13 protein-coding genes are annotated in these 15,122 nt (G+C 62.7%); 5 read left to right on the top strand and 8 right to left on the bottom strand.

Translation table 11 applies throughout. The annotated features are described in order from the left end of the window. Positions 1-2: 2 nt before the first annotated feature. Positions 3-983: an iron-siderophore ABC transporter substrate-binding protein gene (locus AYX22_RS10520; RefSeq protein ID WP_278251953.1), complete on the bottom strand. Its 981-nt coding sequence runs from the start codon at positions 981-983 to the stop codon at positions 3-5. Positions 984-1,027: 44 nt separating this feature from the next. Further along, the gene (locus tag AYX22_RS10515) at positions 1,028-1,852 is read right to left on the bottom strand and encodes an ABC transporter ATP-binding protein (protein WP_207597361.1); all 825 of its coding nucleotides are present in this window, start codon (positions 1,850-1,852) and stop codon (positions 1,028-1,030) included. Positions 1,853-1,956: 104 nt separating this feature from the next. Between AYX22_RS10515 and arfB the strand changes: the two genes are divergently transcribed. Then, the gene (gene arfB / locus AYX22_RS10510; protein WP_207597360.1) at positions 1,957-2,376 is read left to right on the top strand and encodes an alternative ribosome rescue aminoacyl-tRNA hydrolase ArfB; all 420 of its coding nucleotides are present in this window, start codon (positions 1,957-1,959) and stop codon (positions 2,374-2,376) included. 30 nt (positions 2,377-2,406) lie between these two features. Here arfB and AYX22_RS10505 read toward each other — a convergent pair whose 3' ends face one another. Next, on the bottom strand, positions 2,407-2,808 hold the full coding sequence (locus AYX22_RS10505; protein ID WP_242703594.1) for a nuclear transport factor 2 family protein: 402 nt from the start codon (positions 2,806-2,808) through the stop codon (positions 2,407-2,409). Positions 2,809-3,032: 224 nt separating this feature from the next. Between AYX22_RS10505 and uvrA the strand changes: the two genes are divergently transcribed. After that, complete coding sequence (gene uvrA, locus AYX22_RS10500) at positions 3,033-5,555, top strand: excinuclease ABC subunit UvrA (RefSeq protein WP_207597358.1); 2,523 nt, start codon at positions 3,033-3,035, stop codon at positions 5,553-5,555. Position 5,556: 1 nt separating this feature from the next. On the opposite strand, the gene AYX22_RS10495 is transcribed toward uvrA, so the two are convergent. Then, on the bottom strand, positions 5,557-7,305 hold the full coding sequence (locus tag AYX22_RS10495; protein WP_207597357.1) for a pyruvate dehydrogenase: 1,749 nt from the start codon (positions 7,303-7,305) through the stop codon (positions 5,557-5,559). Positions 7,306-7,837: 532 nt separating this feature from the next. Between AYX22_RS10495 and ligD the strand changes: the two genes are divergently transcribed. From ligD to AYX22_RS10480, 3 genes are all read left to right on the top strand, one after another. After that, positions 7,838-9,082 (top strand): non-homologous end-joining DNA ligase, encoded by a 1,245-nt coding sequence (gene ligD, locus AYX22_RS10490; protein WP_207597356.1) that lies wholly within the window; start codon positions 7,838-7,840, stop codon positions 9,080-9,082. 1 nt (position 9,083) lies between these two features. Continuing rightward, entirely contained in the window at positions 9,084-10,358 is a 1,275-nt protein-coding gene (locus AYX22_RS10485; RefSeq protein ID WP_207597355.1) for a cation:proton antiporter, read from the top strand. Between the two features lie 143 nt (positions 10,359-10,501). Continuing rightward, complete coding sequence (locus AYX22_RS10480; RefSeq protein ID WP_207597354.1) at positions 10,502-11,395, top strand: glucose 1-dehydrogenase; 894 nt, start codon at positions 10,502-10,504, stop codon at positions 11,393-11,395. A 48-nt stretch (positions 11,396-11,443) separates the two neighbouring features. Here AYX22_RS10480 and AYX22_RS10475 read toward each other — a convergent pair whose 3' ends face one another. The 4 genes from AYX22_RS10475 to AYX22_RS10460 form a co-directional block, all read right to left on the bottom strand. Next, the gene (locus AYX22_RS10475; protein ID WP_207597353.1) at positions 11,444-12,640 is read right to left on the bottom strand and encodes an FAD/NAD(P)-binding oxidoreductase; all 1,197 of its coding nucleotides are present in this window, start codon (positions 12,638-12,640) and stop codon (positions 11,444-11,446) included. A 1-nt stretch (position 12,641) separates the two neighbouring features. Beyond that, complete coding sequence (locus AYX22_RS10470) at positions 12,642-12,851, bottom strand: DUF2945 domain-containing protein (RefSeq protein ID WP_207597352.1); 210 nt, start codon at positions 12,849-12,851, stop codon at positions 12,642-12,644. A 106-nt stretch (positions 12,852-12,957) separates the two neighbouring features. Next, on the bottom strand, positions 12,958-13,521 hold the full coding sequence (locus tag AYX22_RS10465; RefSeq protein ID WP_242703593.1) for a DinB family protein: 564 nt from the start codon (positions 13,519-13,521) through the stop codon (positions 12,958-12,960). A 16-nt stretch (positions 13,522-13,537) separates the two neighbouring features. Further along, positions 13,538-15,004: an APC family permease gene (locus tag AYX22_RS10460; protein WP_207597351.1), complete on the bottom strand. Its 1,467-nt coding sequence runs from the start codon at positions 15,002-15,004 to the stop codon at positions 13,538-13,540. Positions 15,005-15,122: the final 118 nt, after the last annotated feature.

The raw sequence follows: 15,122 nt of genomic DNA, 5'->3' as shown, positions 1-15,122 counted from the left end.
GACTACTTGGTGAGGGACGCGACGATCGCGTCGACATACTGGGTCATCGAGGCAGGGCCACCGAACATCCAGATGCCATCAGCAAGGCGGTGCACGTTGCCGGAGGTCACGAACGGAAGGGACTTCCACACAGCGTTGTCCGTCAACTGCTCGGTGAAGTCACCGTCGGCACTGTTGGTGATGTAGACAAAGTGGTCGGCATCGACGGCAGTCAGGCCTTCGACGTCTGTGGAGCCCAAGCCATACGCAGGGTCCCCTTCAACTGTCCAGGGGTCGACGAGCCCCAGTTCCGTATTAATGTCAGCCAGCAGGGATCCCTTGGTGTAGGGGCGGATGGAAACCTTGCCGTCAGCAACCCAGCCGTCGGCGAACGCCACGCGGGAACCGCCGAGGCCGGCCTTCTCGAGATCGGCTTTGCCCTTGATGACGGCGGCATCAAACGCACCGATGACCTCGTCGGCCTTCTTCTCCGTGCCGGTCGCCTTGGCGACCAGCTTCAAGTTGTCTTCAGCCTGAGCAATCTGGCGGCTGCCATCGGCAGACTTCACCACCACAACGGGAGCCAACTCTTCGAGCTGCTTGATGACTGGTTCGGCAAGATCAGTGGTCGCAACGATCAGGTCAGGATCCAGCGACGCAATGGTGTCGAAGCTGGGCTCGTTACGGGTTCCAATGTCCGTGGGAGTGCTGTCCAGCGTGCCGGCGGTAACCCAGGCGCTGTATCCCTTGACGTCTGCAACGCCAACCGGCATGACGCCGAGGGTGGTCAGGTTCTCCACCACGTTCCATTCGGTGCCCACCACTCGCTTGGCTGGGCCGTCGAGCTTGACTTCGGTGCCGCGGGCGTCGGTTACGGTGATGGCTTCGCCGGCCGCCGCAGTGTTGGACGCCTGGCTGGCAGGTCCTTCGGTAGTGCCGCAGCCGGTGAGCAGGACTGCCAAGGCAGCAGTGGCGGCCAAGGCCTTGTGAATCTTCATGGACACGGGGTCCCTTTCGTGTTGGGGTGCTGACGTTGTCTTGGAAGTCTTCAGCTGTCGTTGTGCCGGCCCACCGCGCGGGTGCGCAGCCTGCCTGTCAGCGGGTCAGTATGGGTGACGATGGGGATTGAATAGACGTCGCTCAACAGCGCTGCATCGAGGGCTTCGTGGGCTGGACCCGCCGCTGCAATCCGACCCTCCGAGAGAACCACCACGTGGTCGGCCAGCGCGGCTGCTTCATCGAGGTCGTGCAAAACCACGCCAATCGCCACACCGTGGACGCGGGCGAGGTCGTAGACCAGGTCAAAAATTTCCACTTTGTACCGGAGGTCCAGGTGGTTGGTGGGTTCGTCGAGGAGCAACACCGACGTGTCCTGGGCCAGGCAGCTTGCCAGCCATACCCGTTGCAGTTGTCCGCCGGAGAGTTCCTGGACACCACGATCGGCAAGTTCAGCAACGCCTGTCAGTTCCATGGCACGGTGGACAGCAGCGGGGCCCTCGGGATCGGCAGCACGCCACCGTCCGCGGTACGGATGGCGACCGAACTCCACGACGTCACGAACGCTCAGTCCGTGCGGCACAGGCCGGCTCTGCGACAGCAACGTTACGTGGCGTGCGAAGTCACTGCGCTTCATCAACAGCGCATCGGATGCTTCTCCGCCGGCGGGCCGGACCGTCACTGTTCCGGAGGAAGCCTCATGCAGACGGGCGAGCGCACGGAGCAGCGTGGACTTGCCGCTGCCGTTCGGACCTACCAAGGCCACAATGCGGCCTGGCTCCAGGTGGAGCCCGGCACCGTGCACCACGTCCTTGTCCCCATAGCGGAGGACCAGCTCTGTGGCTTCAAGCCCGGAGAGTTCACTCAGTTCAATCACAAAACGAAAGATTAGCTTAGCCTTACCTAATTTCTAAAACCGTGTCGGAGGATGTCCCTGCCTTTGCCGACCCGGCACGGCTCGGGACGTGCGAGGCTAGACCCATGGACCTGCGCATCTCCCCCACAGTGATGGTTCCCGCCTCGGAGCTGTCCTGGCGCTTTTCGCGTTCGTCGGGACCCGGCGGCCAGCATGTCAACACCACAGACAGCCGCGCAGAGCTGATGTGGAACGTTGCCAAAACTGCGGCGCTGACGGATGGGCAGCTCCAGATGCTGCTCAGGCGCCTTGGGCCACGACTTGTCGACGGAGTGATCACAGTGACGGCCGCCGAGGAGCGGTCACAGCTGCGGAACCGGGAGATCGCCCTGGCCAAACTCGCTGACATCGTCAGGGCCGGCCTTGTCCCGGAAGTTATTCGCCGCCCCTCCAAGCCCACCCGCGGCTCGGCCCGCCGGCACCGCGCAGCCAAGGAAATCAGGTCCGCAACCAAGCAGCAACGGCGCCGGCCTCCAGCAGAGTGAAGCCGATTTGCGGGGCGGTCCTGGGATCGCCTAGGCCTTGGTGACCTCAACCCACTGGGAGCGCCACTCGGGAGCTTGGAAGGCTTCGCTCCAGTAGGCTGTTTCCTTGGCAATCCTGCCGTCGCGGAATTCAAAGATGAAGACCGTCTCATAGGTAGGTCCGCCATAGTCCAGCAGGGCCTCAGCGGTGACCAGGTTGCCGCCACCCAGGAGGCGCCGCGGCGTAATGGTGGGGAGTTGTGGGAAGGCGCTGTAGATGGCCCTGCGGTTCTCCGCCCCGCGAACCACTTCCCCGGATTGAGGCCAATGCATCACGGCGTCGTCATGGAACAGCTCATCCATGACCTCGATATGACGATTGTTGATGCAGTCGATCAGCCGCTTGACCACGTTCTCGTTGGTGCGCTGTTCATCCAGGGTTTCGTCAGCCATAATCCGCATTCTCCTCCTGGGGACCCTGCTGCACTACCGTTTGAGCGGACCGGATCAGTTCTTCTTGATCAGTGCCGGCCCGGAGCCGGGTCCGGGGATCCCTCAACCAAACAGCAAAGCGACGCCTGCCGGCAGGCACGATTCATCATCCCCGCCCCTTAGCGCCAAGGCCGGGAGCCGGCCCGTCCAAGCGACAAGTCGCGAACGCGGCTAGAGTCATAGAAATGGACAGAGTACTGACAAATTCCCAGCGGCCAGTTCCCCATGCGCCGGCAGCGCAGGTTGCCGCCCCCGAGGATGGCTTTGTCCGAGTCCGGGGGGCACGCGAAAACAACCTCCGCACCGTTGACGTGGACGTCCCCAGAGATGCGATCGTCGCCTTCACCGGCGTCTCCGGCTCCGGCAAATCTTCCCTGGCCTTCGGCACCATCTTTGCCGAAGCACAGCGCCGCTACTTCGAATCCGTGGCACCCTACGCCCGCCGCCTCATCCAACAGGGCCACAACCCCAAGGTGGAGTCCATCACCGGGCTGCCACCCGCCGTCGCGCTCCAACAACGCCGCGGCACCGCGACCGCACGCTCCAGCGTGGGTACAGTGACAACCCTCTCCAACTCGCTGCGCATGCTGTTCTCCCGGGCCGGGCGTTATCCGCAAGGCGCCAAGCAACTGGACTCAGATGCGTTCTCCCCCAACACCGCCGCCGGAGCATGCCCCGAGTGCCATGGCCTGGGCGTTGCCCACACGGTCAGCGAAGCGTCTTTGGTTCCCGACCCCTCCCTCACCATTAGGGACGGTGCCATAGCCGCGTGGCCGGGCGCCTGGCAAGGCAAGAACCTTCGGGACATCCTCACCCACCTGGGCTACGACGTGGACACGCCGTGGAAAAAACTGCCGAAGAAGGACCGGGACTGGATTCTCTTCACAGAGGAACAGCCAGTGGTGGAAGTGACACCCCAACGCGACCGCGTTGCCAAGCCCTACAAGGGTAGGTTCTGGAGCGCCAAAAGCTATGTTCTCCACACGCTCGCGGACTCCAAGAGCACCACCATGCGGGACCGGGTGCTGCGCTTCATGGAGACCGGCCGATGCCCACGGTGCGACGGCAGCGGACTCAGGCCCGACGCGCTCGCAGTCACCTTCGCCGGTAAGACCATCGCAGAGCTGAACGCCCTGCCCATGACGCAACTGGCAGAGATCATCAGGCCCACCGCCGAGCTCACGGCCGCGGGCACGGCGTCCCGCACCCAGACCTCCGGCGAAGGCAACGAGGTGGCCGTCGCCATCACCCGTGACCTGCTCGCCAGGGTTACCGTGCTCCTGGAACTCGGCCTGGGCTACCTGGCACTGGGCCGCGCAACGCCGACGCTCTCTCCCGGCGAGATGCAAAGGCTCAGGATTGCCACACAGCTGCGCTCCGGGTTGTTCGGCGTCATTTATGTGCTGGATGAACCGTCCGCCGGACTTCATCCGGCTGATGCCGAACCCTTGCTTGAGGTCCTCAACCAGCTCAAGGCGTCCGGAAACTCAGTGTTCGTTGTGGAGCACAACATGGACTTCGTCCGGGCCGCGGACTGGTTGGTGGACGTCGGACCGCATGCCGGAGATGGTGGTGGCCAGGTCCTTTACAGCGGCCCCGTGGGCGGCCTGGAAGCTGTGCAGGATTCCGTGACCAGACCCTTCCTTTTCCCCGAAGGCAGCCGCGCGGGTACAGGTGCTGCCCGCCCATGGGATGAGTCGTTGGAACTTCGAGGAATCACCCGGCACAACCTCCGCGGGCTTGCGGTCGACTTTCCCCTGGGTGTGCTCACGGCTGTGACGGGCGTTTCCGGCTCGGGTAAGTCCACGTTGGTCAGCCAGGTTCTGGCCGATGTTGTCAGCGCCGAATTGCACCCGGAGTCCACGGACAGCGAGTCGCCCACTGCGGTACCGGGGACTGCGGCCGTGTCCGGGCTGCACCGTCTCGATCGCCTCGTGAAGGTGGACCAGAGGCCCATCGGCCGCACTCCGCGCTCGAACCTGGCCACCTACACGGGCCTTTTCGATGGTGTGCGGAAAGAATTCGCGGCCACTGATGGCGCCCGTGCCCGGGGTTTCGGCGCAGGAAGGTTCTCCTTCAACGTCGCCGGCGGCCGCTGCGAAACGTGCCAGGGAGAAGGGTTCGTGGCGGTGGAATTGTTGTTCCTGCCGGGAAGCTACGGCCCCTGCCCTGAGTGCAACGGTTCCCGTTTCAACCCGGAGACCCTGGAAGTTACCTACCGTGGCCGGACCATCGCGGAGGTCCTGGGAATGACCGTTTCAACAGCGTCCGGGTTCCTCTCAGATCTCCCGGCCGTCTCGCGAAGCCTGCAAACCTTGAAGGAAGTCGGGCTGGGTTACCTCAGGTTGGGGCAGCCCGCCACGGAGTTATCCGGCGGGGAAGCCCAACGCATTAAGCTCGCCACCGAACTACAGCGCGTCCAGCGCGGGCACACCCTGTACCTGCTGGACGAACCCACCACCGGATTGCACCCCGCTGACGTGCAGTTGCTGATGAAGCAGCTTCACAGGCTCGTCGACGCCGGCAACACCGTGATCGTGGTCGAACACGAGATGGACGTGGTGGCGGACGCAGATTGGGTGATCGATTTGGGACCCGGCGGCGGCGACGCCGGTGGCGAGGTGATCGCCACCGGTCCGCCCGCCGTCGTCGCCCGTTCAACGGAAAGCCGGACGGCCCCTTACCTGGCCGCCGCACTCCGGCAGTGAGTCAACGCCGCGGGATGTTGCGCAGGTTGCTGCTGGCCATGCTCACGGCCTCGCCTGCGCCCCGGTTCAGGACCACTTTGGACATGGCAGTCGCGAATCCGATGACCTGGGACCCGGAGATCTTCGGCGGAATGGACAACGCGTTCGGATCGGTAATGAGCTCCACCAGTGACGGTCCGGGGTGCGCAAAGGCCTCCCTGTACGCAGCCTCGATGTCCGCTGGATCCGTGACGCGCACTGCGTGGAAGCCCAGCGCCTTGGCAACCTCGGCGTAGTTTGCGTCCGGGACGTCCACGCCGAAGTCAGGGAGTCCATCCACCAGCATCTCCAGCTTGACCATGCCCAGGGTGGAGTTGTTAAACACCACCACGTTCACGGGCAGCTTGTGCGCGGCAACGGTGATGAGCTCACCCAGCAACATGGACAAGCCGCCATCACCGGAGACTGAGACCACCTGCCGGCCGGGATACGCCACTTGCGCACCAATCGCGTGCGGAAGCGCGTTGGCCATGGAGCCGTGGAGGAAGGAACCGATCAGTCGCCGTGTGCCCAACGGGTTGATGTAGCGGGCGGTCCAGACGTTGCACATGCCGGTGTCAGCCGTGAAGATGGCATCCTCTGCTGCCACCTGGTCCAGCAAGGAGGCAGCATATTCGGGGTGAATCGGCTGCTTCTTCTCCACTTTGCGGGTGTAGGCGCCCACGGCTTTGTTCATCAGGCGGTCGTGCTTCTTGAGCATCTGATCCAGGAACCGGCGGCTCTTCTTTGCATGGATCAGTGGCAGCAATGCTTGAAGTGTTGGCAGGACGTCGCCGTGGACGGCAACATCGACGTCGGTCCGCCGGCCCAGCCGCTGGGCGGCCCGGTCCACTTGGGCTGTCCGGGTATCCGGCAGGAACTGATCGTACGGAAAGTCGGTGCCCAGCAGGATCAGCAGGTCAGCATCCTCGATACCCTCCGCTGCAGCACCGTAGCCGAGCAAACCGGTCATGCCAATATCGAACGGATTGTCGTACTGGACAAAATCCTTGCCCCTGAGGGAGTGTCCAATGGGCGCTTTGATGAGCTCTGCCAGCGCCATAAGTTCCCTGTGGGCGCCCGCAACGCCGGCACCGGCGAAAACAGCCACCTTATCGGCGTCGTTAATGGCCTTGGCTAAATCCTGGACGCCCGCAGGATCTGGCACCACCGTTGCGGGCCGGAACGTGGCAGGCAAAGGCGTGGGGGCCGTGGCTTCGAGACCGGCGATATCGCCCGGGAGCGTAACCACTGATACTCCCCTGATGGCGATGGCGTTCTGGATGGCGCTGTGCATGACCCGTGGTGCCTGCTCGGCAGTACTGATCAGTTCCGAATATACCGAGCATTCCGTGAACAGCCGGTCCGGATGGGTTTCCTGGAAGAAACCGCTGCCGATCTGCTTGCTGGGGATATGCGAGGCGATGGCCAGCACCGGAGCTCCAGTGCGGTTGGCGTCGTACAGGCCGTTGATCAAGTGCAAATTGCCGGGGCCGCACGATCCTGCGCAAACGGCGAGCCTGCCGGTCAATTGCGCCTCCGCGGCGGCGGCGAACGCCGCGGCTTCCTCGTGACGTACATGGATCCAGTCGATGCCACCCTTCGCCGAGCCTCCGGTCTGGCGAACAGCGTCCACGATCGGGTTGAGGCTGTCGCCGACGATGCCGTAGATCCGCTGCACTCCGGCAGCCTGGAGTTGTTCGATGAGCTGGGTGGCGAGTTCCTTGGCCATAGTGTGCAGACTCCCTCAGTGGATGGTGGTGGGCTGACATGGCCAAATATAGCCGGATTGCCTTGGCGGCGGCTGGATGCCTCCAGGCCGCCAAACGCGTCTCGAAGAGGCGTTCCGCCATGCTTACCAGGCGTTCCGGGGCAGGGGATGAATTCGGCCTCGTCATTCAAGAAAACGTGAAAAACCTCCCGTTAACCGTCTCGACATTTACCTTTGCCAATTTCTGTCGAAGGTCCAGACCCAGCCCCATCCATTCCCCTTTCATTAGTGAGCCTTCCGGGCAGACATAATAGATGCCGGGACAAATTTGTTTCATCAATGTGCCTTCAAAACGTCAATGTGCATTCCACCGCTACGGATACACCCCGCGGGGTAAACGCCTGGGTACCTCTGGTTTTTTCGGGGTTTGGAGAAGACGTTTTCGCTACTATAAATGCCAGTTCCGTAAATGTAGTGGCCCCGGCAACAGCATGGAACCACTTTTTCTCCGATTCCTCTGGCTGGGACAGCCGTTCGTTGCTAGCGTGACCGCATGAGCCCCTCCAAGACCCCCGCGGAGATTCTTGACATTGACGGTGCCGAGGTTCGTGTCTCGAATCCGGACAAAGTGGTTTTCCCGGAACCCGGGCTGACTAAACTCGATCTGGTCCGCTACTACCTTGAAGTGGCCGATGGTGCGCTGAGGGGAGCCGGCGGCCGGCCGATGGTCCTCAAGCGCTTCCCCAAAGGCATCGATGCAGAGCCGTTCTTCCAAAAGCGCGTGCCGGAAAACCATCCGCCGTTCATCGACACAGCTACGCTCCACTACTCCTCCGGAACCTCCGCTGAAGAAACGGTCATCCGGGATGCCGCGGGCTTGGCCTGGGTAGTGAACCTTGGCTGCCTGGACCTCAATCCACACCCCGTCCGCGCCGAGGACCTTGAGCACCCTGACGAGCTTCGCGTGGACCTCGACCCCATGCCGGGTGTGGATTGGTCGCAGATCGTGGACACCGCGTACGTCGCACAGGACGTCCTCGACGACGTGGGGTTGGTGGGATGGCCGAAGACGAGCGGTTCGCGCGGGCTTCACATCCTGGTGCGGATCGCGCCGCACTGGTCCTACCGCGAGGTCCGGCTCGCCGCCGAAACCCTGGCCAGGGAGGTGGAGAACCGCGCACCGGGACTCGCCACCGCCAGGTGGTGGAAAGAGGAACGGGGTGAAAGCGTGTTCGTCGACTTCAACCAGAACGCCAAGGACCGCACCGTTGCCTCCGCCTATTCGGTCCGGTCACTCCCCGATGCCCGCGTCTCAACTCCACTGACCTGGGCAGAAGTACGCTCAGCCCGGCCGGACCAGTTCACGGTCCTCACTGTCCCTGGCCGCTATGCCGATGTGGGTGATCCCCACGCCGGCATCGACCACGCCGTGGGGTCACTCGACGGGCTGCTGGCGTTGGCTGCCGAGCTCGGCCCGGCAGAAAAGGCTCCGCGAAGCGGGGACGGCTCAGGCCGCCGGATGCCCACGATGCCACTCATCGAGGTGGCCCGCACCAAAACGAAACCAGAAGCCCTCGCAGCGCTGGAGGAATGGAAAGAACGGCACCCGGACGTCGTCTCCGCTTTGCACCCGGCAGATGTCCTTATTGACGGGATGAGGGGATCCAGCTCGCTCTGGTACAGGGTTCGGATCAACCTGCAGCACGTTCCCGACAGCGGGCGCCCGCCGCAGGAGGAACTCCTTGCCGACTACGATCCTTGGGCGGGCAAGACATGGCCCGGACGGCCCGGGGCCTGACATGCAAGGCCTGTCCGCGTCACTGGTCCTCATCGCAGCGTTGGCAGTTGCAGCTCCCCTAGCCGTTCGGCTGCTTGATCCCGTGATCAAGGTGCCGATCGTGGTCTTCGAAATTGTCCTGGGGATCCTGTTTGGCCCCAGCCTGCTGGGCTGGATCGAATCCACTCCGTTCACCGACACCTTGGCTGATTTTGGGCTGGCGATGCTGTTTTTCGTTGCAGGGAACGAAATCGACTTCACGGCAATCCGCGGGCGCCCCATCAAACGTGCTTCCGCGGGATGGGTGATCTCCCTGGCAGCCGGAGTCGGCGCCGGCTTTGTGCTGGCTCCCGCCCCCGAGGCCGCCGTGATCATTGGAGTGGCCTTGTGCTCCACAGCATTGGGAACCTTGCTGCCCATCATCCGCGATGCGGGCGAATCCACATCTCCCGTCGGCACTGCCGTTGCAGCCCTGGGCGCCGTAGGCGAGTTTGGTCCCCTGATTGCGATTTCACTCTTCTTCTCCGGGAAGCAAGTGGGAACGGCTTCAGTGGTGTTGTTGGGATTTGTCCTCCTGACCGGCGTATCCATCTACTTCGCTTCAAAAGCACGGCACACTCTCTTCCACGCCCAGGTCACCAGGACCCTCCACACCAGCAGCCAATTCGCCATGCGGTCCATCATGCTGGTCCTCAGCTCGTTGGTTGTCCTGAGCATGGTGCTGGGGCTGGACATGCTGCTGGGTGCCTTCGCGGCCGGCGTCCTCTGGCAGGTAACCATCGCGCGTGCTCCCGAAGCTGACCGAAGAGTCATTGAAACAAAAATCGATGCGGTCGCCTTCGGATTCCTGGTGCCCATCTTCTTCATAGATACCGGTATTGATTTTGATCTCGGCGCGTTGACGTCAAGCCCTGCTACCCTCGCTTTGGTCCCGCTGTTCCTGGTGCTCCTGCTGGTCATCCGCGGCCTGCCGTCCTTGCTGGCGGCGCCCCGGGGCTCGACATGGGCCCATAAGCGGGCAATCCTGCTGTTCGGGGCAACGGGGCTGCCCATCATCGTGGCCGTAACCACCATCGGACGGGAGCAGGGATTCATCACCAGCGGAATCTCCTCCGCACTTGTCGGCGCCGGCATGCTCTCCGTCCTGTTGTTCCCCCTGCTGGCCCTGCTGCAACTCCAGCGCGGGGCCACAACGGCCCCTGCGGCGGCACTGCCGGCCGACAGCAGTCCACGCCGAGTCAAACAGAAGCACGACGGCGACCTCCCGCCGTCGGGCGCTTCCGGCAGCAGCACCTAGGCGCAGCCAGCGTCGGGCAGCAGGGACACACCACCCGGTTTTGCACCTGACCTCAGGCGTGCTTAGTGTGGATTCATAAGCTTCCTTAGCTTTAGGGGCGCGATACCCGCAGCGCTTCTCCCGTAGACAACAGGAGGACCATCATGACTGATCAGTACACGTTCCGAAACCCTGTCACCGCCTACGAAAAAATCTCCCCGCCGAAACAGCACCAACCCGAGCCGGGACTGGACGCAGATTTGACGCCCACAGCGGATCTTGGTGAGGAAACCTACCGCGGAACCGGTCGGCTGGATGGCCGCAGGGCGATCGTCACCGGCGCGGACTCGGGCATCGGCGCGGCGACCGCCATTGCCTTCGCGCGGGAGGGTGCCGACGTCGTGCTTTCCTACCTTCCCGAAGAGGAAGAAGATGCCGCCCGGATCGCCGGCATTATTGAAGCCGCAGGCCGCAAAGCCGTCAAGGTGCCAGGCGATCTCAAAGACTCCGCTACATGCCAGGAGCTGGTGGATACCGCCATCGCGGTCTTGGGCGGAGTGGACATCCTGGTCAACAACGCAGGCAAGCAAGTGGCACAGGAAGACCTCGCAGGCATCACCGACGAGCAATTCGACCACACACTAAAGACCAATGTGTACGCGATGTTCTGGCTGACCAAGGCTGCACTGCCCCACCTGCCCGCTGGTTCAACCATTATCAACACCACATCGATCCAGGCTTACAACCCTTCGCCCACACTGGTGGACTATGCCACCACGAAGGCCAGCATCAACAATTTCACGAAGGGCCTGGCCCAGCAGCTGGCCCCCAAGGGCATCAGGGTCAACGCGGTGGCACCCGGTCCCATCTGGACCCCGCTGCAGGTGAGCAGCGGCCAGCCCAAAGAGGCCTTGCCGGAGTTCGGGCACTCCACTCCCCTGGGCCGCGCCGGCCAGCCGGCAGAGCTTGCCCCGGCGTACGTATTCCTCGCTTCGCCCGAATCCAGCTACGTAGTTGGCGAAACCCTCAACGTCAACGGTGGCAGCCCCACCCCCTAGCCGGGAACCCGCAGCTGCCTGGCTGACGTGGTGGGAATGGACTCGTCCTTAAGCCCTGCCCTTGAGGATCATGTGCCAGTAGACCTGGGGGAACATGATGCGGTCCACCCACCACGACACCCGGCTTTCCTTCCACGTGGGCACTTTCGGGATGGTAGGCATAGGGCGATAGTGGTCGTCGAATTCAGCGAAGACCACCGTGGTGCGCGAAACAGTGAAGGGGCACACGGAATAGCCGTCGTACTTCATCGCGGGCGGCTTTCCCTGGCGAGCCGCCACGAGGTTCTTCGCCAGCACCTTGGTCTGCTTGCGCAGGGCACCGCCGGCCTTGGAGTTGGTGGTGGCTGCAGCGTCGCCCAGGGACCACACGTTGGAGTGGCGGACGTGGCGCAATGTTTCGGTGTCCACGTGGACGAACCCGTCCTGCCCACCAGGGGCTGGAAGATCCGTAGCTCTGAGCCACTCCGGCGCAGACTGGGGTGGGACGGCGTTCAGGACGTCGTACCCCAGCTCCTCAGTGGTGTTGGTGACGTTGTTGCGGATGGTCGCTTGCCTGCTGGCAGCGTCCACGGCCACCAATTCGCTGTTTGTCCGGAGCTCAATGCCGTATTCAGCAATTTTCCGCTCAAGCTCCCTGTCCACCTCGGGGATGCCGAATACGGTGGGATATGGCTGCACCATCACCACGCGGATCTTGTCCAGGACACCTTGCTCGCGCCAGTAGTCGCACGCCAGGTACATCGGCTTCTGACTGGCGCCCCCACACTTAACAGGTCCTGACGGCATGGTAAAAACCACTGTGCCGGACCGGATACTGCTCAGGAGTGACCAGGCCTTGGGTGCGAGCTCGAATTCATAGTGGGACGCACCGTACGGCGAATGGACAGCCTCGGCCAAGCCCGGCACTGAATCCCACCGGTACTGGAGTCCCGGACACACCACCAGATGTTGATAGCCCACGGTGCTGCCTGAGGCCAGCATCACCATGTTGGCCGTGGTGTCCACGTCCACCGCATGGTCTTTGATCCAGGCAACCACCCGGGGCATCACGGATGCCTGGCTGCGGGTGGCTTCCTTGACCGCAGCCCTGCCGCCGGCGATGTGGGAGAACAGAGGCTGATAGAGGTGATGGTCCTTGGGTTCAATGAGGCCAATGTTCTTGACCCCGTATCTGCTCAGCCGGGCCGCAAGGGAGACTCCCGCATTGCCCCCGCCGATGATGACTACATCGTGCTGATGGGACATATCACTGGTTCTTTTCGGTCAGGGCGGAGCCTTTGTGGGCCGCCCGCGCGCCGGTCTTGTCTGATTCCACCACGTACTGCGGCTCGTCTTCAGTAGCTCGGTGGGTATTGCCGTCCAATTCGAAGTCGCTGGTCTTCTTCTCCACAATCTTCCCGTGCGTTTTGCCTTGGGAGGTGTTCCACTCCACGCGCGTTCCCTTGCCCAGTGCCATATCCGCTCCAATGTGTGGTGTTCAGCTCTGACTTCAAGCGCTCCACAATAGTAAGCATGATGATCTTTTTCGCGGAACCCTCCAGAGCACGTTGCTGGACGCAGCCTCAGCCGGGCGGGTCTTGCCCCACGAGACCGTCCACAGATTCGCGGATAAGGTCCGCGTGGCCATTGTGCCGGGCGTATTCCTCAATCATGTTCAGGAGGATGTAGCGCAGGCTGGGCAACTCGATGTCCGGACGGGACGCGATGGTGCCTTGCCGGGACGGGCCGCCTTCTGCCATAGCTGCTTCGAACAAGACCCTGGAGCGGGCAACAGCGTCACGCCACCTTTCATACAGCTCCTCCGGCGGGTCTCCGGCAGCGGAATTCCAGTCCCAGTCGGGGTCGGCGTCCCAGTCAACTGCGTTCCACGGGGGAAGTTGCCTGCGGCCATGGAGCCACTCGGTGGACATATCGTCCTCGAAGCGGGCCAAGTGCTTGAGCAGCCCACCCAAAGTCAACGACGACGGAGCGTGCCGGGCCCTCAGGCCGTCCCGGTCAAGTCCCTCCGTCTTCCAGGCAAACGTCGCTCTCTGTCGCTCAAGGAAGCCCATCAGGGTGGCGGCTTCATCGCCGTCCAGCGGAGGCTCCGTGTTGACCGGTTCGGTGGTGCCTGCTTGATCGTTCACAGCAGCTCCTGGTGATTCATCCGGAAGGAGTTCCCTGCTCCCGGTCGCGTGGCCCTGCTGACGGAGTGGACTTTCTGGTGATCAGCCACGTGATGAACCAGAGCACGACACCAATGGCCATGAGCCCGCCGGCCACTTGGTACTGTATGGGGTTCCTGCCCACCCAGGGACCAGCGAGGAAGGCGCAGAGGATGGCGGCCACCCACGGCAACTGACCGGGCGAGGTGAAAAAGACCTTGCGGTCCGGGTGCCTCTTGCGGCGGAGCACCACGCACGCCACGTTGACCACGGTGAAGACGCACAACAGCAGAAAAGCGGTTGTCCCCGACAGGTTGGCCACGATGTTGCTGTCCGGATCGATGCTGACGTACCAGATCAGTCCCAGGGCCAGGACGGTGGAGAAAGTGATGCCGGCCCACGGTGAACGGCGTCCGGGCAGCACCTTGCCAAGGCCGCGCGGCAGGACATGCTGGCGGGCCATCCCATAGATCAGCCGGCTCGCCATCAGCATGTTGATCAAGGCAGTGTTGGCCACCGCAAAGACTGCCAGGAACGGAAAGATCTTATCGATCGGGAAATCCGGGGAGCCCTTGTGGACGACCTCGAGGAGTGCCGCCCCTTCGGATTCCCTGATCTCCCCCAATTCGGTGGGTGACAACACACTGACAACCGACACCGCTACCAGCATGTAGAGCAACACTGCGATACCGAGGCCCGTCAACATGGTTCGGGGAAAGATGCGCTCCGGGTTCTTGGTCTCCTCCACCATGTTCACGGAGTCCTCGAATCCAACCATGGCAAAAAAGGCAATGGACGTGGCGGCTGTAACAGCCAGGAACAGCCCCTTGTCCTGGTAGTCGGTGAACACCGTGATTTCCTGGATGTTGCCTGTTCCCTGCGCCATCACGAAGAACCCGACGCCGATCACAATGCACAGGGCGAGTACCTCAACCGAGGTCAGCACCACGTTGAACTTCACGCTTTCGCCAACCCCGCGGAGGTTAATTACTGCCAGCAACAGCATGAATGCCATTGCGACCAGTGTGATCATTCCTTTGTCAGGCGCGCCCATCCACCCGTTGACTTCCAGACCTCCGAACAGATTCTGGGCGAGGACATTCGCGGACGTTGATGCGCTGGTGATGCCGGAACACACCACGGCGAACGCCACAAGGAACGTGACAAAGTGGATCCCGAATGCCTTGTGCGTATACAGCGCCGCGCCCGCCGCCTGAGGGTACTGCGTCACCAGTTCCAAGTAGGAAAAAGCCGTCAGCGTCGCCACAATAAAGGCCAGAAGGAACGGCAACCAGACAATGCCGCCCACCGTCCCCGCCATCGTCCCGGTGACTGCGTAAACGCCCGCTCCGAGAATGTCGCCCACGATGAAGAGGAGCAGGAGTTTGGGCCCCAGAACCCGCTTGAGCTGTGGTTCTTCGTCCGGGGGTGAAGCTTGGTAGACGTCGTCGGATGTGGTGCTCATGGTTGACCTCCACGGCGGATACACGGTTCCCTGATCGTGTTAGTGACCTGACGTAACCCACTGTGAGCCTGTCCGTTGGCTTTGGCAACACTGTCGGCCCCGAAACCTGCCCTTCCGG

This window comes from Arthrobacter sp. D5-1 (assembly GCF_017357425.1).
Taxonomy (GTDB): domain Bacteria; phylum Actinomycetota; class Actinomycetes; order Actinomycetales; family Micrococcaceae; genus Arthrobacter.
Note: the sequence above shows the minus strand (reverse complement) of the source record. Positions and strands in the feature narration are given on the sequence as shown.